The sequence below is a fragment of the Methylocella silvestris BL2 genome, assembly GCF_000021745.1.
Lineage (GTDB): Bacteria > Pseudomonadota > Alphaproteobacteria > Rhizobiales > Beijerinckiaceae > Methylocapsa > Methylocapsa silvestris.
Window position 1 is genome coordinate 643,058 of the sequence record NC_011666.1, and the last position, 19,550, is coordinate 662,607.

At 63.0% G+C, this 19,550-nt stretch carries 17 protein-coding genes, 1 tRNA gene and 1 other RNA gene; 12 read left to right on the top strand and 7 right to left on the bottom strand.

The window, feature by feature from the left end:
• Window position 1 precedes the first annotated feature (1 nt).
• Window positions 2-2,374 (bottom strand): ATP-dependent helicase, encoded by a 2,373-nt coding sequence (locus MSIL_RS03025; protein WP_012589637.1) that lies wholly within the window; start codon window positions 2,372-2,374, stop codon window positions 2-4.
• A gap of 201 nt (window positions 2,375-2,575) precedes the next feature.
• Between MSIL_RS03025 and MSIL_RS03030 the strand changes: the two genes are divergently transcribed.
• Window positions 2,576-6,124 carry an AsmA family protein gene (locus MSIL_RS03030; RefSeq protein WP_041367534.1) on the top strand — a complete coding sequence of 1,183 codons (3,549 nt, stop codon included), beginning with the start codon at window positions 2,576-2,578 and terminating at the stop codon, window positions 6,122-6,124.
• Window positions 6,125-6,131: 7 nt separating this feature from the next.
• Here the strand turns inward: MSIL_RS03030 and MSIL_RS03035 are convergent, their stop codons facing one another.
• The 4 genes from MSIL_RS03035 to ssrA all read right to left on the bottom strand — a co-directional run bounded on the left by MSIL_RS03035 (window position 6,132) and on the right by ssrA (window position 7,766).
• Window positions 6,132-6,392 carry a ribbon-helix-helix domain-containing protein gene (locus MSIL_RS03035; protein WP_012589639.1) on the bottom strand — a complete coding sequence of 87 codons (261 nt, stop codon included), beginning with the start codon at window positions 6,390-6,392 and terminating at the stop codon, window positions 6,132-6,134.
• Window positions 6,389-6,673: a DUF4169 family protein gene (locus tag MSIL_RS03040; RefSeq protein WP_012589640.1), complete on the bottom strand. Its 285-nt coding sequence runs from the start codon at window positions 6,671-6,673 to the stop codon at window positions 6,389-6,391. The genes MSIL_RS03035 and MSIL_RS03040 overlap by 4 nt, the downstream gene beginning before the upstream one ends.
• A complete protein-coding gene (locus tag MSIL_RS03045; protein ID WP_012589641.1) occupies window positions 6,673-7,215 on the bottom strand; it encodes an SspB family protein in 543 nt (180 codons plus the stop codon). The genes MSIL_RS03040 and MSIL_RS03045 overlap by 1 nt, the downstream gene beginning before the upstream one ends.
• Before the next feature lie 189 nt (window positions 7,216-7,404).
• Window positions 7,405-7,766: a transfer-messenger RNA gene (gene ssrA / locus MSIL_RS20510) on the bottom strand.
• 145 nt (window positions 7,767-7,911) lie between these two features.
• Here ssrA and MSIL_RS03050 point away from each other — a divergent pair.
• The 11 genes from MSIL_RS03050 (at window position 7,912) to MSIL_RS03100 (ending at window position 16,012) form a co-directional block, all read left to right on the top strand.
• A complete protein-coding gene (locus MSIL_RS03050; protein WP_012589642.1) occupies window positions 7,912-8,721 on the top strand; it encodes a thymidylate synthase in 810 nt (269 codons plus the stop codon).
• Between the two features lie 80 nt (window positions 8,722-8,801).
• Complete coding sequence (locus tag MSIL_RS03055; protein ID WP_012589643.1) at window positions 8,802-9,719, top strand: DMT family transporter; 918 nt, start codon at window positions 8,802-8,804, stop codon at window positions 9,717-9,719.
• Between the two features lie 4 nt (window positions 9,720-9,723).
• On the top strand, window positions 9,724-10,230 hold the full coding sequence (locus tag MSIL_RS03060; RefSeq protein WP_012589644.1) for a GNAT family N-acetyltransferase: 507 nt from the start codon (window positions 9,724-9,726) through the stop codon (window positions 10,228-10,230).
• Window positions 10,227-10,751, top strand: a complete 525-nt coding sequence (locus MSIL_RS03065) for a dihydrofolate reductase (protein WP_012589645.1) — start codon at window positions 10,227-10,229, stop codon at window positions 10,749-10,751. Before MSIL_RS03060 ends, MSIL_RS03065 begins: the two co-directional genes overlap by 4 nt.
• A gap of 111 nt (window positions 10,752-10,862) precedes the next feature.
• A complete protein-coding gene (hflK, locus tag MSIL_RS03070) occupies window positions 10,863-11,969 on the top strand; it encodes an FtsH protease activity modulator HflK (RefSeq protein ID WP_012589646.1) in 1,107 nt (368 codons plus the stop codon).
• Window positions 11,966-12,904 (top strand): protease modulator HflC, encoded by a 939-nt coding sequence (gene hflC, locus MSIL_RS03075; RefSeq protein ID WP_012589647.1) that lies wholly within the window; start codon window positions 11,966-11,968, stop codon window positions 12,902-12,904. The genes hflK and hflC overlap by 4 nt, the downstream gene beginning before the upstream one ends.
• Before the next feature lie 403 nt (window positions 12,905-13,307).
• Window positions 13,308-14,879: a Do family serine endopeptidase gene (locus tag MSIL_RS03080; protein WP_012589648.1), complete on the top strand. Its 1,572-nt coding sequence runs from the start codon at window positions 13,308-13,310 to the stop codon at window positions 14,877-14,879.
• Window positions 14,880-14,990: 111 nt separating this feature from the next.
• Window positions 14,991-15,067 (top strand) — tRNA-Pro (locus tag MSIL_RS03085).
• A gap of 87 nt (window positions 15,068-15,154) precedes the next feature.
• Window positions 15,155-15,367, top strand: a complete 213-nt coding sequence (locus tag MSIL_RS20515; RefSeq protein WP_012589649.1) for a hypothetical protein — start codon at window positions 15,155-15,157, stop codon at window positions 15,365-15,367.
• A gap of 96 nt (window positions 15,368-15,463) precedes the next feature.
• A complete protein-coding gene (locus tag MSIL_RS03095) occupies window positions 15,464-15,688 on the top strand; it encodes a hypothetical protein (RefSeq protein ID WP_012589650.1) in 225 nt (74 codons plus the stop codon).
• 117 nt (window positions 15,689-15,805) lie between these two features.
• Window positions 15,806-16,012 carry a TOBE domain-containing protein gene (locus MSIL_RS03100; protein ID WP_012589651.1) on the top strand — a complete coding sequence of 69 codons (207 nt, stop codon included), beginning with the start codon at window positions 15,806-15,808 and terminating at the stop codon, window positions 16,010-16,012.
• 303 nt (window positions 16,013-16,315) lie between these two features.
• Here the strand turns inward: MSIL_RS03100 and MSIL_RS03105 are convergent, their stop codons facing one another.
• Both MSIL_RS03105 and mgtA read right to left on the bottom strand, forming a co-directional pair.
• Complete coding sequence (locus tag MSIL_RS03105) at window positions 16,316-16,567, bottom strand: hypothetical protein (RefSeq protein ID WP_012589652.1); 252 nt, start codon at window positions 16,565-16,567, stop codon at window positions 16,316-16,318.
• Between the two features lie 194 nt (window positions 16,568-16,761).
• On the bottom strand, window positions 16,762-19,368 hold the full coding sequence (mgtA, locus tag MSIL_RS03110) for a magnesium-translocating P-type ATPase (protein ID WP_012589653.1): 2,607 nt from the start codon (window positions 19,366-19,368) through the stop codon (window positions 16,762-16,764).
• Window positions 19,369-19,550 lie beyond the last annotated feature (182 nt).

The window sequence follows — 19,550 nt, forward strand, 5'->3', positions numbered from 1 at the left end:
ATCACCCCTTCGCCTCGACAAAGCTCTCCAACACCATTTTGCGTCCAGCCTTGTCGAAATCCACCGTCAGCTTGTTGCCGTCGACCGCGGCCACTGCGCCATAGCCGAATTTCTGGTGGAATACGCGCGCGCCCTTTGCAAAGGCCGATGACGCGCTCGATTTTGCGATCAATTCGCCCTCGATCTGCATCGGCCCGCGTTGCGACGTTTTGCGCGCAAAGCCGCCGCCGCTTGAGGCGCCGCTTTCGGCGCGCGTCTCCTCCGTGCGGCGCTGCGCACGGCGCCAGCCGGGTGTGCCATAGGTCGAGCCGAAACTATCCATATTGGCGAAGCGCGATTGCGCATAGCCGCCATAGGCCGCGCCCGTCGCCGCCTCGACCACCTCGACATGATCGGGCGGAAGCTCATCGAGAAATCGTGAGGGAATCGTCGTTTGCCACAGGCCATGGATGCGGCGGTTGGTGGCGAAATAGATTTTCGCACGCCGCCTTGCGCGCGTGATCCCGACATAGGCGAGGCGGCGCTCCTCCTCGAGCCCCGCCCTGCCGGATTCATCGAGCGAGCGCTGATGCGGAAACAGCCCCTCCTCCCAGCCGGGCAGAAAAACCGTTTCGAATTCGAGGCCCTTGGCCGCGTGCAAGGTCATGATCGAGACGCGGGGGCCGGCGTCCTTCGTCTCGGCCTCCATCACCAGCGAAATATGTTCGAGGAAGGCGGCAAGGTCCGGAAACTCTTCCATGGCGCGGACGAGCTCTTTCAGATTTTCGAGCCGTCCCGCCGCCTCGGCGGTGCGGTCCTTGCGCCACATGTCGGTATAGCCGGATTCCTCCAGAATCATTTCTGTGAGTTCGCCATGCGGCTTCTCGCCGATCAGCGAAGCCCAGCGCGAAAAATTCGCCAGAAGATCGCGCAAAGCCTGGCGCTGCTTCGGCTTGATCTCATCGGTTTCGATCATGAAGCGCGCGGCCTCGATGAGCGGAACCCGCTGCAGCCGGCCATATTCATGCAGCTGTTGCAGCGTGCTCTCGCCAAGGCCGCGCCGTGGCGTGTTGTAGATGCGTTCGAAGGCGAGATCATCGGCCGGCTGGGCGACGCAGCGGAGATAGGCGAGCGCGTCGCGGATTTCGGCGCGCTCATAAAAGCGCGGGCCGCCGATGACGCGATAGGGCAGCCCGAGCGTGATGAAGCGCTCCTCGAATTCGCGCATCTGGAACGAGGCGCGCACGAGGATCGCGACCTCGTCATAAGCGTGGCCCTTGCGCGCCAGTTGCTCGATCTCCTCGCCGATCCCGCGCGCCTCTTCTTCCGAATCCCAGACGCCGGTGACCGTCGGCATCAGCCCGGCTTCGTCGTCGGTGAATAGCGTCTTGCCGAGCCGACCCTGATTATGCGCGATGAGGCCGGCGGCGACAGCGAGGATATGCCCGGTCGAGCGGTAATTACGTTCGAGCCGGATCACCTTCGCGCCGGGAAAATCGCTCTCAAACCGCAAAATATTATCAACCTCGGCGCCGCGCCAGCCATAGATCGACTGGTCGTCGTCGCCAACGCAGCAGACATTGTGTCGGCCCTGCGCCAGCAGCCGCAGCCAGAGATATTGGACCGTATTGGTGTCCTGATATTCATCGACGAGCATATATTTGAAGCGGTCCTGATACTGCTTCAGGACGTCGGGGTTTTCCTTGAAGAGCCGCAAGGTTTCGAGCAGTAGATCGCCGAAATCGGCCGCGTTGAGGATCTTGAGGCGCTCCTGATAGAGCGCATAGAGCCGGCCGCCCTTGCCATTGGCGAAAGCAGCCGCCTCCCCGGCTGGAACATGGGCCGGATCGAGGCCGCGATTTTTCCACGCGTCGATCTGATAGGCGAGCGAGCGCGCCGGCCAGCGCTTGTCGTCGATGTCTTCGGCCTTCAGAACCTGCTTCAGGAGGCGAATCTGATCGTCCGTGTCGAGAATGGTAAAGCTCGACTTCAGCCCGACGAGTTCGGCGTGGCGGCGCAGGATCTTGGTCGAAATGGCGTGGAAGGTGCCGAGCCAGGGCATGCCTTCGCCCACAGGGCCGGCGAGAAGGGCGACGCGGTCGCGCATTTCGCGCGCGGCCTTATTGGTGAAGGTCACGGCGAGAATTTCATGCGCGCGCGCCCGGCCCTCGGCGAGAATATGGGCGATGCGCGTCGTCAGCACGCGCGTCTTGCCCGTGCCGGCGCCGGCCAGCACGAGAACCGGACCGTCGATCGCCTCGACGGCGGCGCGCTGCTCAGGGTTCAGACCGTCGAGATAGCGCCGTCCGCCCGCCGCCGCCCGAGCGCGCGCGGCGATGCCGCCGGGCTGCGGCGCCGGCGCATCGGTCTCGGAGAGCGAAAAAGGATCGGTCAAATTTTTGCGGCTCCGAAGGCGTTGCGGCGTTCGGGCGGCGCGCGGCGCCCGCCCCGAATCATTTCAGCTTGTCGCGCTAACTTATATCGCGGCGGCTCAAGAGCATAAGGCGGGACGCTGCCCAGGCCCGCAGATCCTGCTGATGTCCCAATGTGGGGCCTGAGGCTTCCCCTGTCGAGGCGAGGATGAATGGAGCCCCGCATGGGCTTTCTGACCCGGATGGATGCGCTGAATTTGGATGAGACGCGGCCCGTCTTTGCCTATATCGGACAGGATCAATCCGGCTTCCCGAACGACGAGACCGATTTGCGCGATAGCCTGACCGTCTTCGCCATAGGCGTGATCCTCGTTCTCACCGCGGCGCTCGTCGGCCCCTATCTCGTCGACTGGAGCGCGGAGCGCGGCTTGATCCAATCGCGGCTCAGCGCGGCGATCGGGAGGCAGACGGAAATTGCTGGTCCAATCGACCTGAAGCTGCTGCCGACACCCTATTTTGTCGTTGGCGATATATCCGTCAAAGGCCCGGAGGGCCCCGCGTCCTGGCGCGCGTCCGCCAGCAAAATGCGGCTCGAAATCGCTTTTGCGCCCTTGCTGCGCGGCGAGGTGGAATTTGTCGAGGCGGCAATCGAGAACCCCCGCCTTGAGGTTTCGCTTGGCCCAGACGGAGCGCCGGCGCTCACGCTAAAAGACAGCCCTTTGGCCCGAAACGTGCGGTTTCAGCGGATCAAGGCGACGGGCGGCTCGCTTCTCATCGACGATCCGACGCGAAACCGCCGCTTTGAGCTCGGCGGCCTTGATCTTGAAGCGGAAGCCGGATCGCTTTACGGCCCCTTCAAAGGCCATGGCTCGGCGCCTCTCCCAGACGGACGGTTTTCCTTTCAGTTTCTGACCGGCGCGGCCGAAGCCGGCGAGATGAAGCTGAAGCTTTCGGCGGAGGCGCCGTCACGCGGCGCGCTGTCCTTCGAGGGCGGCCTTACATTAACGCCCGAGGCGCAAAAGCTCGCCGGGGCGCTGCGGCTGCAAAGCGCCGACCCCGCCTTGCGGACGCTGAGCCAACTGACGCTGACGCCGCAACGAGCGGCGTTTGACGAGATCGAAGCGACGCTCGGCGAGGAGCCCAACTCGGCGACGGCAAAGGGCGTAGGGGAGCTTGATTTTTCGGGGGCTCCTAAGGCGAGCCTGACGCTGTCTTCCGACCGGGTCGACGTGGACCTTCTCTCCAGCGGCCGGGCCGCAGCGGAGCTGGCCGCGCTTCCGCCGCCTCCTTTGCCGTTCGTCGTGAATTACAAAGCCAAGGCGCTGACCTGGGGCGGGGCCGGTTTCGCCGACATTGGCGCCAATATCGTGTTTGGCAAGAAGGCCGAGGACCCCGGCGCGACGCCGGGCGTCTGGCTGCGCCTCGAGGCGCGCGGACCGAAAAGCTCCCGGCTCTTCGTTGATGGCGCGGCGCGCTTCGGCGGGGCGCCTGAATTCGACGGTAAATTCAGCGCCGGCACGGAGGATGCAGGCTGGCTGAAGCCCTGGTTCGAGCGGGCCTTTGGCGCGCAAGCGGCGGCAGCGCCATGGCCAATGGGCGGGGCTTTCGACGACATTGCCTTTTCTGCAATCGATCTCAGCGCTGCGACGCGCATTACATCGCAGGCGATTGAATTGCGCGATCTCGACCTTGCGCTCGATGATTCACATCTTTCAGGTCAATTGTCTTATTGGCGCAAGCTCGCCACAAGGCCGGCGCGCATCGAGGCCGATCTTTCCACCCGCTCCCTCGACCTTGCGGCTGTCGCCAACGCCTATGCAGGGGGCGCCGCGTCGCGCGCAGTGAGCGACCTCGACGGGTCGCTAAAATTCGAGGCCGCCGCCGTGCGTTTCGGCGCGTTCGCCCCGGCGGGCGCGCTCGGTCTTTCGATCAACAAGACAGGCGATCGCATTGAGCTCGATCAATTGACTTTCGAGGGACCGGATGGGGCGATGGCCGCCGCGAGCGGACTGCTGTCCAGCCAGAACGCCCGCCTCGACGCCGTGCTGAGCGCGCCGCGTGGTTTCGGGATAGCGGCGGCCTTGGCGAAAATCGCTCCAGGGGCCCCGGCGAACGCCCTGCTGTCGCGGGCGGACGCGCTGACGCCGGTCGATCTCAAACTCTTTGCCGAAGCCGCGCAGAGGCAGTCGGCTTTCGCCTTGAAAACACTCACCGCGAAAGGATCGATCGGCGGCGCGACGATCGCCGCGACAATCAATGGCGATCCGGACAAGGGCGAGGAGCTGAGGCTATCCGCTATCCTCGACGCCCGCGACAGCCTGCCGCTCATGCGCCTTGCCGGGCTTGCCGCCACTGCGGCCGACAATCCCGGCCGCGCCCATATCGAGCTGAAGGCGCGCGGCTCGCCCCATGAGGCGACACAGGCCGCGGTGATTTCGGCCGTCCTCGGCCAAGCCCGATTGAGCTTCGACGGGCGCGTCGGAGCCGATCTTTTTGACCCTTCCGCGATCGGAGCAATTTCCTTCACGGCGCCCGACGCCGCGCCTTTTTTGCGGGCGGCAGGCCTTGTTTTTCCGGATTTTGCCGCGAAGACCCCGGCCGCCGTCTCGGGCGATCTGACGCTGACGGCGCGCGAGGTGAAACTCGATAGCCTCAAGGCTAATATCGCCGGGTCGTCCTTTGCCGGTTCGCTTGCCTATGACGCCAAAGCGCAACCGCGACTCATCGGCGACCTCGCGGCGGACAGGCTGCCTGCGGCGGCGCTATTCGCCCTCGTGCTCGGACCACCCGAACCCGCCAAGGGCGGCGCTCTCTGGTCAAGCCTCGCTTTCGCGCCGCCGGCGTTTGATCTGCCGAGCGCACGCATCGCGCTGACGGCGCGGGAAGCTCCGCTCGGCGCACCGCTCGCGCCCGGCGCCGGCCTTGGCAAAAATCTCAAAGCGACTTTGGTCATGTCGCAGGGGCGTCTCGACCTTGAAGACTTCACTCTCGATCTCGCTGGCGGGCAGGCGTCCGGCGATCTCAAGCTGCGCCGATCAGGCTCCGAAGCCTCGCTCGCAACGCGGCTCGATCTGAAAAATGTAGCGCTCGATCTGCCCTCAGCGCGCGGGCGTCTCGACGCCTCGATCGAGGCGGCCGGGAGCGGCAGAAGCGCGGACGGGCTCGCGGGCGCCGTCGCCGGCTCAGGCAAAACCGCAATCGCCGATCTTGTCATCCCCCGCATCGATCCCGGCGCCCTGCCCCGGATTGTCGCCAAATTCGATGAGGACGGCCATGAGCTCGGCGCAAAACAGATTGCGGCGGCCCTTGCGAGCGAATTGAAGCGCGGCGATTTGCAGGCGGGCGACAGAGCTTTCGACATCGCGATCGCCTCCGGCGTGCTGACGCTGGCGTCAAAGCCGCCACAACCGGATCAGTCGGGATTTTCCGCCTCGTTCGACTTCCGCCGCGCGTTGCTAACGCAACGCCTGACGCTCGTCGATCCGGCGCCGCCGAAGGGATGGAGCGGCGCGCCGCCGCAGATCGTGGCGACGATTAAGGGGCTCGCTGGCGCGCCCTCGGTCGAAATCGACGCGGCCGCGCTCGCCAACGCGCTGGCGAACCGCGCGATCCAGCGCGAGATCGCGCGCATCGAGGCCTATGAATTCGACATTCATGAACGGGCGTTCTTCTATCAGCGTCTGCTGTCCGAGCGCCGCCGGCAAGCCGAGCGCGACGAGGCGGCGGCCGAAGCAGCGGCGGCGCCGAAGCCCGCGGAATCGGCCGCGCCGTAATCCTCGATTATTCGCCAGCTTCGGGCGAAAGCGCCGACTGAAGAATATAGACGCGGATCGCCGAGGATAGATTGGCGCTGCCGCGCGCGGCGTCGATCTCTGCGACGCAGGCGGCAAGCGAGGAGCCGCGTTCGGCCGCGATCCGCTTCAAACGCTCCCAGAAGGCGCGTTCGAGCGAAATGCTCGTTCTATGCCCAGCGATGGTCAAGGAATGTTTGACGTTGGAGCGCAGATCGCGCGCGCCCTCATCGAGCGGCGCGGCGCTCATCGGGCGGCGGCGTCATCCGCCGGACCCGTCGTCCGGGCGCCGATGGATCGGCTGCACACCACCTTGGTCGGATCTCCTCCGTCGGACCGAACCGGTTCGAGCGAAAGATGCTCCAGCAGATGACCGTCGAGCCGCAGTTTCGCCTGGGCGCACAGCCTTTCGGCGGCGCTCCGCTCGGTCTTGGCGAGCCCTGCCCTCACGCGCGCATGCTCCGCGGCGTCCGCTGCGTCTTCGCGCGCGCGCCTCTTCCGGAACAGTCGCAGGTTGACGATATTGGGCATCAGGTCTTCTTACGGAATTTGTCGATTGAAACGATCTTGTCTTCGCCTGCTGAGGTAACGTTCATTTCTTTTATGACCTTTGCATCTGACTCGGCGCCTTGCAGCGACGCCTTCTCCGGAAGCGAAAGCGCGGGAGCATCTCCCTCGACAGGCGATCCGGCGTCGTTGGCGCTCGTCTCCACAGCCTCATCCAGCTTGAACTCGAGATCGAAGCCTGCGGCGGGGTCAGAGAATCGGGTGACGGCGTCAAAAGGCACGAGCAGCATCTCGGGAACGTTCTTGAACGAAAGCCCGACCTCGAATGCGTGCTCCGACACCGACAGATCCCAGAATTGATGCTGCAGGATAATCGTCATCTCCTCGGGATAGAGTTCTCGCATGCGCGCGGACAGCCGCACGCCGCGCCCGTTGGTGCGGAAGGTGATGTAGAAATGATGTTCTCCGACCAATCCTTCGCGCGCCATATCGGCGAGCACTTTACGGACGACTCCGCGCAGCGCCTCCTGCACAAGAATATCATACCGGATCAGATCAGCGGCCATCGAACCCCCGGCATGACATCTTTTTTCCTGAAGATTTTGGGTTGAATCGATTCAAAATCGCACATGTGCTCGATTCCAAGAGTCAGAAAAATGACGCGCCTCCGAAAAGCCTGCGACTTTTCGGCGTCATGCTCCCGTGACGAACACAAACGTAGGCATCTGCCTTAAACAAAAATGGGAGAAAAAGAAAGTGGAGGCTTCTGTTGCCAGGCGCCTCCGAGCCCCGCCTTGAAGTGCTACCCCCAAGGACTTGATTTCGGTGCTAACGCCGCATTACGCGGCGACGGCGACCGGAGCATAGTTGTCATTGGCAACTATAAGAATAGCCCGATAACGGCGGTACAATGCCGGGCAAAAGACAGTCCTTTACACTCCCTGTCGAACCTATTTCGCCCCCGCCGAAGCCCGCCGCAAATCATCGCGACGGGCTTGGGTGGAGGCGCCGGGTACCGCCCCCGGGTCCAAAGAGCTTATTCCGACGTCGTTTATCGCCATAGCCGCTTTGAGGCGGCACATTGAATATAGAGTGAAACGCCCAAATTACAAAGCCTTCGACGCGGTCGGCGCATTTTCCGCAGAGGACAGGCTTTTCCCCGCTACGCACCGGCGCTGCGCCGGCCGCCGAGCTTGATGCGCCCGCCGGGCCCAGCTAGATCGTGCTATCCGCGGGGCGAATCCACAACGAAGGATCGGACCATGCAGGCCTATCTCGATCTCATCGACAAGATCCTGCGCGAGGGCGTCCGCAAACCGGACCGCACCGGCACCGGCACGCTTTCGATCTTCGGCTATCAGATGCGCTTTGACCTCGGCGCCGGCTTTCCCCTGGTGACGACAAAGAAGCTGCACTGGAAGTCGATCGTGCATGAGCTGATCTGGTTCCTGCGCGGCGACACCAATATCGGCTATCTGAAGGACAATGGCGTCGGCATCTGGGACGAATGGGCCGATGACAGCGGCGATCTCGGCCCCGTGTACGGACGGCAATGGCGGTCCTGGCAGGCGCCGGACGGACGCACGATCGACCAGATCGCCAATGTGATCGATGAGATCCAGCGCGATCCTTTTTCGCGCCGGCTGCTCGTCTCGGCCTGGAACCCGGCCGACCTGCCGGCGATGGCGCTGGCCCCATGCCACTGCCTGTTCCAGTTCAACGTGCGGGACGATTCGACGGGAACGCGGCGGCTCGACTTGCAGCTCTACCAGCGGTCCGGCGACGCCTTCTTGGGCGCGCCCTTCAATATCGCCAGCTATGCGCTTTTGACTGAACTCGTCGCCTCCGTCTGCGGGCTCACGCCGGGCGATTTTGTGCACACGTTCGGCGACGCGCATCTCTATCTCAATCACATCGACCAGGCGAAGCTGCAGCTTTCGCGCGATCCGCGGCCGCTGCCCAGGCTGCGCATCAACGGCAACGTCAAATCGCTGTTTGATATCCGCTTCGAGGATCTCAGCCTCGAAAATTACGACCCTCATCCGGTGATCAAGGCGCCTGTCGCGGTTTGACGCAGGCGCGGCGTTTTCAGCCGGCGGCGCAATGAGCTATAGGCGTGAAGCGGCGGCTTCTGCCGCCGCGGTCGAGGTCCATGGCGCCTTCAGCATCCACGCAGAGCGATCTGCCCGGCTTGACGCCGATTCCCGGCGCCAGCGCTTCGATTGCCTCCGGCATTCTCTGGATGCTGCTGACGACGCTCCTGTTTGTGTGCCAGGATTCGACGGCCCGCATCCTGCTCGCCCATTATCCGGCGACGGAAATCGCCTTCGGACGCTATTTCGTCCATTTCGCCCTTGTCGGCGCTTTTCTCGCCCTGCGCGCGCCGCGGCTGCTGCGGTCCCGCCGGCCCGCGCTTCAGCTCACCCGGTCGAGCTTCCTGCTCGCCAATACGCTGTTTGGCATGCTGTCCTTGAAAATCATGCCCTTCCTCGATTTTTCCGCAGTGGTCTGGGTCGCGCCTGTTCTGGTGACCGCGCTTTCGATCGTCGTCCTCCACGAGAAAGTTTCGTTGACAGGCTGGATCAGCGTCTTCATCGGCCTCGCGGGCGTGTGGATTATCGTCGTCGGCGCCGGGTTTAGCGTCTCGGCGCTGATGATTTTGCCTTTAATGGCGGCGCTGACCAATGCGCTCTATCAGATCGCCACGCGCTTTTTGCGCACGGCTGACGCGCCGCTGACGACGTTGTTTTACACGGCCATCGCCGGAACCGTGTTTTGCGCGCTGTTTCTGCCCTTCGTCGCGGTGAGGCCGACGCCCGGCGATCTCGCCTTGATGACGCTGCTCGGCGTCCTCGGAGTGGCCAGCCATTTCTGCATCATTCGCGCCTTTGCGGCGGCGCCCGCCAATGTCATCGCTCCCTTCGGCTATACGGCGCTGCTCTGGGCGAGCCTGTTCAGCGTCGTGATTTTTGCGGAAATTCCGACGCTGCGGACAATTATCGGCTCTTGCCTCATCGTCGGGGCGGGCCTTGCGATCTTCTTCGGCCCCCGCGCCAAACGGAGCGTCTGACCTCATGGCTTTGAACAACCCGCGCGCAAGAATCCGCCCCGCGAGAGCGGAGGATTGCACGCTGATTCTTTCCCTGGTCGCCGAGCTCGCGGACTATGAGCATCTATCCGCCGAAATGCATGCCGGCGAGCAGGACATCTTCGCTGCGCTGTTTGGCGACGCGCCGCGCGTTTTCGCCGCTGTCGCCGAATGGGATGGGGAAGCGGCCGGCTTCGCGCTCTGGTTCTACACTTTTTCGAGCTTTCGCGGCCGCCATGGCGTCTGGCTGGAAGATCTTTACGTGCGCCCGGCCTTTCGCGGCAAAGGCTGCGGCAAGGCGCTTCTCGCACATGTCGCGCGCCTTTGCGTCGCTGAAAATCTCGGCCGTTTCGAATGGTCCGTGCTCGACTGGAACGAGCCGTCGATCCGCTTCTACAAATCCATGGGCGCGACGCTGATGGATCAATGGCGCATCTGCCGCGTGGAGGACGAGGCGCTCTTGCGCCTTGGCGCCGGCGCGCCAAAACCATGAGCGCCGCTCTCGCGCTTGTCGCGGCGCTCGGTGAAAATGGCGTCATCGGCGCCGGCGATCGCCTGCCCTTCCGGCTGCCGAGCGACCTCAAGCGGTTCCGCACGCTGACTTGGGGCAAGCCGCTGCTGATGGGGCGCAAGACATTCGCTTCGATCGGGCGCCCTTTGCCGGGCCGCGAGACGATCGTTGTGACGCGCGACAAAGATTTCGCCGCGCCCGCAGGGGTGCATCTGGCTTTCAGCCTCGAAGAGGCGCTGAGCCTTGCCAAAGCCCGCGCCGCGGCTATGGGCGCCGATGAGATCATCCTCGCCGGGGGCGGCGAACTCTATGCCGCGCTGCTGCCCTGCGTCGAGCGCATGTATCTGACGTTGGTCGAGGCCTCGCCGCCGGGCGACGCTTTGTTTCCCGCCGTCAATTGGTCCGACTGGATCGAGACGGAGCGGCTTACCCCCGAGCCGCAGGCAGGAGACGAAGCAAAATTCGCCTTCGTCCGCTTCGAGCGGAAGTTTAAATTTACGTAATGAACCGGCGTTCGCCTCGGCTCCAGCGCCGGGCGGCCGTGGCTCCGATTTGTGCTGGCGCGGGCGCGCTCCTATAAAGGGCGGTCTTCAAATATGCACAAATGAGGTTTCATGCCGTGGATCAGTGATGGCGGTGGCGGCGGTTCGTGGAAACCCAGCGGACCGTGGGGACAAAAACCGAGTTCCCCGCAGCAGCCGGATTTCGAGGATTTGCTGCGGCGCGGACAGGAGCGGATCAAAAGCTGGATGCCCGGCTCCGGCGGCGGCTTTACCGGCGGGCGCGGCATTCTCGCCTTGGCGCTGATCGGCATTGGCGTCTGGCTGTTGTCGGGCTTCTATACGGTCGCGCCGAGCGAAGTCGGCCTCAACAAGATCTTCGGCCGCTACACCGGCAAGACCGGGCCGGGCCTCAACTATAATCTGCCGTTTCCGATCGGCGAGGTCGAAAAGCTCCCCGTCACCACGCGCAGCACCATCAATGTCGGCTTCACTTACCGGCCCGACATGCGCACCTCGGTCGATCTCCCCGAGGAAAGCCTGATGCTGACGGGCGACGAAAACATCGCCGACGTCAAATTCGTGGTCATCTGGCAGATCGATCCGGTGCGGCCGGAGGATTACGCCTTCAATATCGCAAACCAGAAAGAAACGGTGAAGGCCGTTGCCGAAAGCGCGATGCGCGAAGTCATCGGCCGCAGCCAGATTCAGCGCATTCTGACCGCCGAGCGCAAAGTCATCGAGCCCGCCGTGCAGGAGCTCATGCAGCGCATCCTGAACCAATATAAGGCGGGCGTGCTGGTCCTGCAGGTGCAGTTGCAGTCGGTCGATCCGCCGGAGCAGGTCATCGCCGCCTTCCGCGACGTGACCGCAGCGCAGCAGGATCAGAACCGCATGCGCAACGAGGCGGAAGCCTACGCCAATCGCGTGGTGCCGGAGGCGCGAGGCAAGGCCGCCGCGACCATTCAGGAAGCCGAAGGGTATCGGCTGCAGACCGTCGCCGAGGCGACCGGCCAGGCCGCGCGATTCGACAAAATCTACGACGAATACAAGAAGGCGCCCGGCGTGACCCGCGAACGCATGTATCTCGAGACCATGGAGCGCGTCTTCGGCGGCATGGACAAGGTCATCGTCGATCAGGATGGCGACCGCTCCGGCGTCGTCCCCTACCTGCCCTTAAGCGCGCTCACCGGCAAGGCGACCGAGGGAGCGCATAAATGAGAAGCGTCTCCGCTCTCGCGATCATCGCCGCCGCCGTCATCCTGCTCGTCCTTGCGACCGGATCCCTCTTCACCGTCCAGCAGACGCAGCAGGCTCTGGTGCTGCGCTTCGGCGAGCCGGTCGCCGGCCGCGGCCTCGTGACCCAACCGGGACTGCACTTCAAAATTCCGTTCATCGAGAACGTCGTTTACCTCGACAACCGCATTCTCGACCTTGAAGCGCCGAAGCAGGAGGTTCTCGCCTCCGACAATACGCGCATCGAGGTCGATTCCTTCCTGCGCTACCGCATCGTCGATCCGCTGAAATTTTACCAGACGGTCGGCACCATCGAGCGCGCCAACAGCCAGCTCGGCTTCGTGCTGAATTCGGCGGTGCGCCGCGTGCTCGGCGAAGCCAATCTCACCCAGATCGTGCGCGACGACCGCGCCAGTCTGATGGCGCGGATCAGGGATCAGGTCGAAGCCGAAGGCTCCCGCCTCGGCATCGTAGCGGTCGACGTCCGCATCCGCCGCGCCGATCTGCCAAGGCAGATTTCGGAGCGGGTTTACAGCCGTATGCAGACCGAGCGCGCCAGAGAGGCGGCGGAGTTCCGCGCGCAAGGCTCTGAGCAGGCGCAGAAGATCGTCGCCGGCGCCGACCGGAACGTCGTCGTGCTGAAGGGCGAGGCGCAGCGGCAGGCCGACCAGACGCGCGGCGAGGGCGACGCCGAACGAAATCGCATCTTCGCCGCATCCTTCGGCAAGGACCCGGACTTTTTCGCCTTCTTCCGCTCCATGCAGGCCTATGAGACCGGGCTGCAATCGGGCGATACGCGGATGGTGATCAGCCCGAAATCGGAGTTTTTCCGGTTTTTCGGCTCCCCCTCCGGCGAGCGGGCGCAGGCCGTCGCGCCCGTCGCCAAGGAGCCGGCGCCCGCTTCGGCCTCGAGCCCCTAGACACCGATGATTTTGAACCGAAGAGGTCCGAAATCATAAGCGTGAGAAGCGTTTAGAGCACGATGTCGGGCAAAAAAATGTTGCCGCGCTTGGCATTGTGCTTCAACGCCGCGGCGTTTTCCGCCGCGTCGTGATCATCCAATGGCTTGAGCGGTGGGCTAAGCTCGTCCGCCGGTCCGACGCCGCTCGTTCAGCGTAAAGGCAGGCCAAGCCTGCAATGCTGCCGATCTCGCGGCTAGGGCCGGAAACGCCAGACCTGCTCCCTCACGAAGTTTTGCTGGATTTCGACGCCCCTTTCCGCTCCATTGCGTCACAACCGCAGATATACCGGGTCCATTCGTCAAAAGGACGACCGCTTCGCCCGGAACAGGCGCGCTGCCATCACATGAAGGAGAAACCGCCCATGGGCCTGTTCAAGACTGCGCGGCGCGGCGCGATTGCGTCTGCCGCCGGCGGGGCCGCTCCGCGAAACGCCTGCTCCCTGCTCGCCATTGCCGCCGTGCTCATGTTTGGAGCCGCGTCCGTCGCGCCCGGGCTCGGCGCGCCGCCGGCCTATGCGAAGGGACCGGACTCCCTAGCGGATCTTGCCGCTGACGTCAGCGACGCAGTCGTCAACATCTCGGCGACGCAGACGATGGACGAAAAGCGCTCGGGCGGGGCTCCGCAGCTTGAGCCGGGCACGCCCTTCGATGATCTGTTCGAGGAGTTCTTCCGCCGCCGCCAGCAAGGCCAAGGCGGGCCGGACCAACCCACGCCGCGCGCGCCGCGCGAGCGCAAGTCGAATTCGCTCGGCTCAGGCTTCGTCGTCGATCCGTCAGGCATTATCATTACCAATAATCACGTCATCGCCGACGCCAATGACGTCACGGTGATTTTTACCGATGGACAGAAACTGAAGGCCGAAGTCCTCGGCAAGGATTCGAAAGTCGACGTCGCCGTCCTGAAAGTGAAGCCCGACAAGCCGCTGAAGGCGGTCAAATTCGGCGACAGCGACAAGATGCGCGTTGGCGATTGGGTCATCGCCGTCGGCAATCCGTTCGGCCTTGGCGGCACTGTCACCGCCGGAATCATTTCCGCCCTGAAACGGAACATCGATTCCGGCCCCTATGACAATTATTTCCAGACGGACGCCGCGATCAACAAGGGCAATTCGGGCGGACCGCTCTTCAACATGGCCGGCGAGGTCGTCGGCATCAACACCGCGATCCTCTCGCCCTCGGGCGGATCGATCGGTATCGGCTTCTCGACGCCTGCTGCGACTGTGACGCCGGTCATCGATCAGCTGCAGAAATTTGGCGAGACGCGGCGCGGATGGCTCGGCGTCCGGATCCAGAACGTCGACGACACGATCGCAGAAACGCTGAACCTTGGCTCGGTGCGGGGCGCGCTGGTCGCCGGCGCGGACGACAAGGGACCGGCTAAGGCAGCCGGGATCGAGGCTGGCGACGTCATCTTGAAATTCGACGGCGTGCCGATCAAGGAATCCCACGACCTGCCCAAGATCGTCGCCTCCGCGCCAGTCGGCAAGGATGTCGAAGTGGTGCTGCTGCGGCAAGGCAAGGAGATCACTAAGACGATCAAGCTCGGCCGGCTCGAGGACAATGAAAAGCAAAAGGCCGCCTTGACCGTCAGGCCCGGCGACGACGACAAGCCGCCGGCGGCCAACGCCTCGATGGAGCGCGCGCTCGGCATGGCCTTCTCAGGGCTTAATGACGGCGCGCGCCGGAAATATTCGATCAAACAGAGCGTCGCCGCCGGCGTCATTGTGACCGATGTCGAGCCGGATTCGGGCGCCGCGGAAAAGCACATCCAACCCGGCGACGTGATCATGGAGATCAATCAGGAGCCGGTGAAGGAGCCGGCCGACGTCGCCAAGAAAGTCGCCAAGCTGAAGGACGACGGCAAGAAGTCGGCGCTGCTTCTCGTCGCCAATGGCCAGGGAGAAATGCGCTTTGTCGCGCTTCCCTTCCCATAAAAATCCGCGGTCTCGACGAGCGCAATAAGCAGGGTTTCGCCCTTGCCGCCCGGGAATGAGGTGGCTATAAGACCTCAGCCAAAGCGGCCGGCGTCAATTGCCGGCCAATGTCGGAGTGTAGCGCAGCCTGGTAGCGCACCTCGTTCGGGACGAGGGGGTCGGAGGTTCGAATCCTCTCACTCCGACCAATGCTTTGAAGGCTTCGCTTATACTTTCCATCTTGGCCGGCCGCCGCGGCAGTTTCGCTTGTCAAGTCGGCGGACCGGGAGATAGCCGTGCAATGGATTCGGTTTGACGCCAGTCTCGAGCAGAGCATCGAGCAAGCCTTCGACGCCTGGAAGGCGCGGTTGGCCACGCATGATGCGAAAGAGGCGGAACAGCGGCAACTCGTTGAAGGGCCGAAGTCCCAGAAGGCGGTCGCCAAATTGGTCGACCGTCGCTTCATCGACTACCTGCGGGAAACCGGCATTCCCTTTGAGCGTCCTTGAACTGACGTAGCCTCCGGCGCTCGCGCAATTGAGGCAATTCGTCGCGTCTTGATCCATTCGGCGGCGGCGCTCTCCCGCGGGTGCTAAGGCCGCGGCATGAACAAAGCAGAGCTATTGGAACAATTGTCAGCGGCGATAGATGCGATCGCGCGGAGCGAGGAGCTCGTCGCGAATCAGCGGCAGATCGTCGATTTATTCGAGCGCCAGCGCCAGGACGCCATACAGGCGAAAGAAATGCTCGAGCAATTCGAGGAGATCTTGGCGTCGCAAATGGCGAATCGGGACCGGCTGCTCAAAGAGCTGTCGGAAATTTCTGGATGATCGAGCGCCTTCAATTGCGCCTTGCGACTCGCATCTATGTCGGAAAGGATATAGCTTCCACTTCCATCTGATCTTGCCGGATTCGCCTCGGCGACGGCGGACGAGGGAGTTCGGAACATGAAACTTAGCGCGCTCAACCAAATCAAAGGTAAGGTCGTCGACGTCAAGAAGGGCGTGACCACGGCGCATGTGAGAATCGATTTGGGTCACGGGATCGTGGTTACTTCGTCGATCACCAACGAAGCCGTTGATTTATTAAATCTGTCGCCCGGCGATGAAGTCACCACTTTGATTAATGAGTCCAATATAATCATCGGCAAGTAACTCAACGCATGAAACGAGACGGCGGCTCGCTTGTATTTCTCCGCGCCGCTCTTTTGCTTTGCTTGCACTCCGCCTATGACGTTCCGACGGCCGCTTCCGGCCGGCAGGGCATCAGGACTTGTAGGCCGCGCACTGTTGACGGCGTCGTGTCCTGAGCCTGTCGAAGGACGACACGGTCCTCCCGGCCTCCTTATTATGAGGGCGTTGGATTTGGGACGCCGCTATAAATATTCTGGCGCCCCCCACCAGCTTTAAAACGCCGCTTGGAGACCAAGAGCGCAACAGCCGTCATCATGATCGAAATCAGCGTCTCGCTAGCGCAAATCCCAAGATCAAGCCGACGCCCATCGCCGTCGCCAAAGCCATTATCGGTTGATTTGACGCAAAGCTCTTCGTCTCACTTAATGCCGTCCCATACGCTTTTTGGACTTGGTCGACACTTTGGTCCACCGTTCCACGAGCCTGGCGCAGCGTGTCGTCCGCGAAGTCCCCGAGGGCGTTATTTATCTTGTCGCCAACATTGCTCGCTGCGTCCGAAAAACTTTGATTATTCATTATGCTGCTCCTCTTCGAAGGGATTTGCCACGCTCATGAATCACGCGAGCGAGCGCTGTAATTGTCGACAGAGCGCGGAGATTCAGAGTGGGCAGACGCCCTTTTCTTCCATCGAACGTCATGCTTCTTTCGAAGTTCCTCGCAGCGGTGTTGGGAATGCCTGCCGCATGACCTTTGAATGAAGCACTCCAAAGTCATCGCGGTCTAGCTCGGCGCGGCGAAGGAGCGGCCATGGCGCGGTAGAAAAGGGCTTTGACGATTTCGACGAGCGCCAAATAGGCAAGCGTCGCGCCTATCAGATAGGCGAAGAAGAGCGGCGGCGGCGCGACAAAGCCAAACCAATGACCGATGGGCGACAGCGGAAGCGCGATCGCCACCGCGACGACCCCGAGCGCCATCGCGACGAGAAACCCGTTCGGCCGGCTCCGGAAGAACAGCCGGCGCGTGCGGATGGCGAACACGACCAGCACCTGCGTCGCCATCGATTCCATGAACCAGCCGGTCTGAAACAGCGATTCGCCAGCGCCGAACACCGCAATCAGAGCGTAGAAAGTGAGAAAATCGAAGATCGAACTCACTGGCCCGAACACCAGCATGAAGCGTTCAATAAAGCCGATATCCCAACTCACCGGCAAGGCGATGGCCTCTGGATCCACTCCATCAAACGGGATGGCGATCTCGGACACGTCGTAGAGCAAATTATTGAGCAGGATCTGGATCGGCAACATCGGCAGGAACGGCAGGAACAAAGCGGCCCCCGCCATGCTGAACATGTTGCCGAAGTTCGAACTCGACCCCATCAGGACGTATTTCGACACGTTCTGAACCGTTTGGCGTCCGCCGACGACCGCTTCGCGCACGACGGACAGGTCATGTTCGAGCAAGATCAGATCGGCGGCGGCGCGCGCGACGTCGGCAGCGCCGTCGACCGAGATCCCGACATCGGCGGCATGCAGCGCCGGCGCGTCGTTGATGCCGTCGCCCATGAAGCCGACGATATAGCCGAGCCGCTTCAGCGCCAGCAGGATCCGGAGCTTCTGCTGCGGGTTGACGCGGCAAAATAAATTGACCTGCGGCAACGCGCCCAGCAGCGCCTCGTCGGAAAGATGCGTCATCGCATCTCCGGTCAGCACGCCGGTAACCGGCACGCCGATTTCGCTGAAGACGTGACGGCTTACAATTTCATTGTCGCCGGTCAGCACCTTCACCGCGACGCCCGCATCCGCCATGGACTTGATCGTCGCGCCGGCGCTGGCCTTCGGAGGATCGAGGAAAACAGCGAAGCCGGCAAACACAAGATTGCATTCATCGACGATCGCGGCCGCTGGGCAGGCGTCGTCGAGGGTATGGCTCGCGACGCCGAGCGCGCGGAATCCCTGCGCGCCGATTTTTTCGAGAGTGGCCTCGAATGCGCGGCGCGTCTCCGGATCGAGGGCCTGCTCCTCGCCGTTCGCCGATTCATAGCGCACAGACAGGCGCAACAGATCCTCAGGCGCGCCCTTGACGATGAGACGCCGCTTCCCCTCGTGGGCGGCCAGCACGGACACGCGCCGGCGCTCGAAATCGAAGGGGACTTCGTCGATCTTGGTCCAGCCCGCCATGTCGAAAGGCTGAGCGGCGAGAATCGCCTCATCGAGCGGGCTTTTCATGCCGGTCTCGAAACGGCTGTTGATGAAGGCATAAGCGAAAGCGGAGGCGCTTTCCGCGCCGCGCCCGTCGATCACATGCACGAGCTTGATCGAAGCCTCGGTCAGCGTGCCCGTCTTGTCGGTGCACAGCATGTCCATCGCGCCGAGATCGTGGATGGCGGAGAGGCGCTTGACGATCACCTTGCGCTTGGACAACGCCATCGCCGAGCGGGCCAGCGTGACCGTCACGATCATCGGCAGCAGTTCGGGCGTCAGGCCGACGGCGAGCGCCAGCGCGAACAACAGCGATTCCAGCAAGGGCCGATGAAACCAGACGTTGACGACCAGAACGAAGATCACCATCAGCAGCGTGAGGCGCATGATCAGCATGCCGAAGCGGCCGATGCCGACCGTAAAGGCAGTCGCCGGCGGCTTTTCGGCAAGGCTCGTCGCCAGATGGCCGAGCGCCGTCCGCGCCCCGGTGCGGCAGATGACGATCGTAGCGGAGCCGCTGATGACGGACGTGCCGGCGAAGACGGCGTTCACGGCCCCGGCGGGGTTCTCGGCGCCCGAGGCCGTTTCGGTCGCCTGCTTTTCCGCCGGATAGGGCTCGCCCGTCAGAAGCGCCTGGTTGATGAAGAGATCGCGGCTTTCAAGCAGCCGAGAATCCGCCGGAACGAGATCTCCGGCGATCAATTCGACGACGTCGCCCGGGACCACTTTGTCGATCGGAATGCAAAGGATTGCGCCATCGCGCCGGACGCTCGCTTTTACCGCCACGGACCGGCGAAGCGCCTCGACTGCATTCTGCGCGCGGACCTCCTGGATGAAATCAAGCGTCATGCTCAGCATGACGATGCTGACCACAATGGCGAAACTCGGAATGTCGCCTGTCGCAGCGGACAATCCGCTCGCCGCAAGCAGAATGATGACCAGCGGGTTGCGGAAGCGGGACAGGAATTGCAGCCAAAGCGGCGATCGTTTGACGGCGGCGGCGTCGTTGGGTCCGACGGCCGCGAGCCGCGCCTCCGCCTCCGCAGCGCTAAGACCGGCCGGCGTCGTCGACAAACGGGCGAGCAATAGCGCAGCCGGCATCCGCCACACATCTTCGGCGCTGATTTCGTCGGACTTCAAGTCGGGAGACGCCTCGCTGCGTCCTTGCATCAAATTCATCGCCGGTTTTCCTGGGGACCGCCGCGCGGGAGGCGACGTCTGATCGGGACACGAGCAAAATCCAAGTGATCTTGCGCCGCAGCATGCCATTCAAAGTTGAGCGTGATCAATTCTTGAAAAGCGCTCCGCCCGTGGTCATCCATATCCGTGCCAGACTGGCGCATCCGCGCGAAAGGGAGATG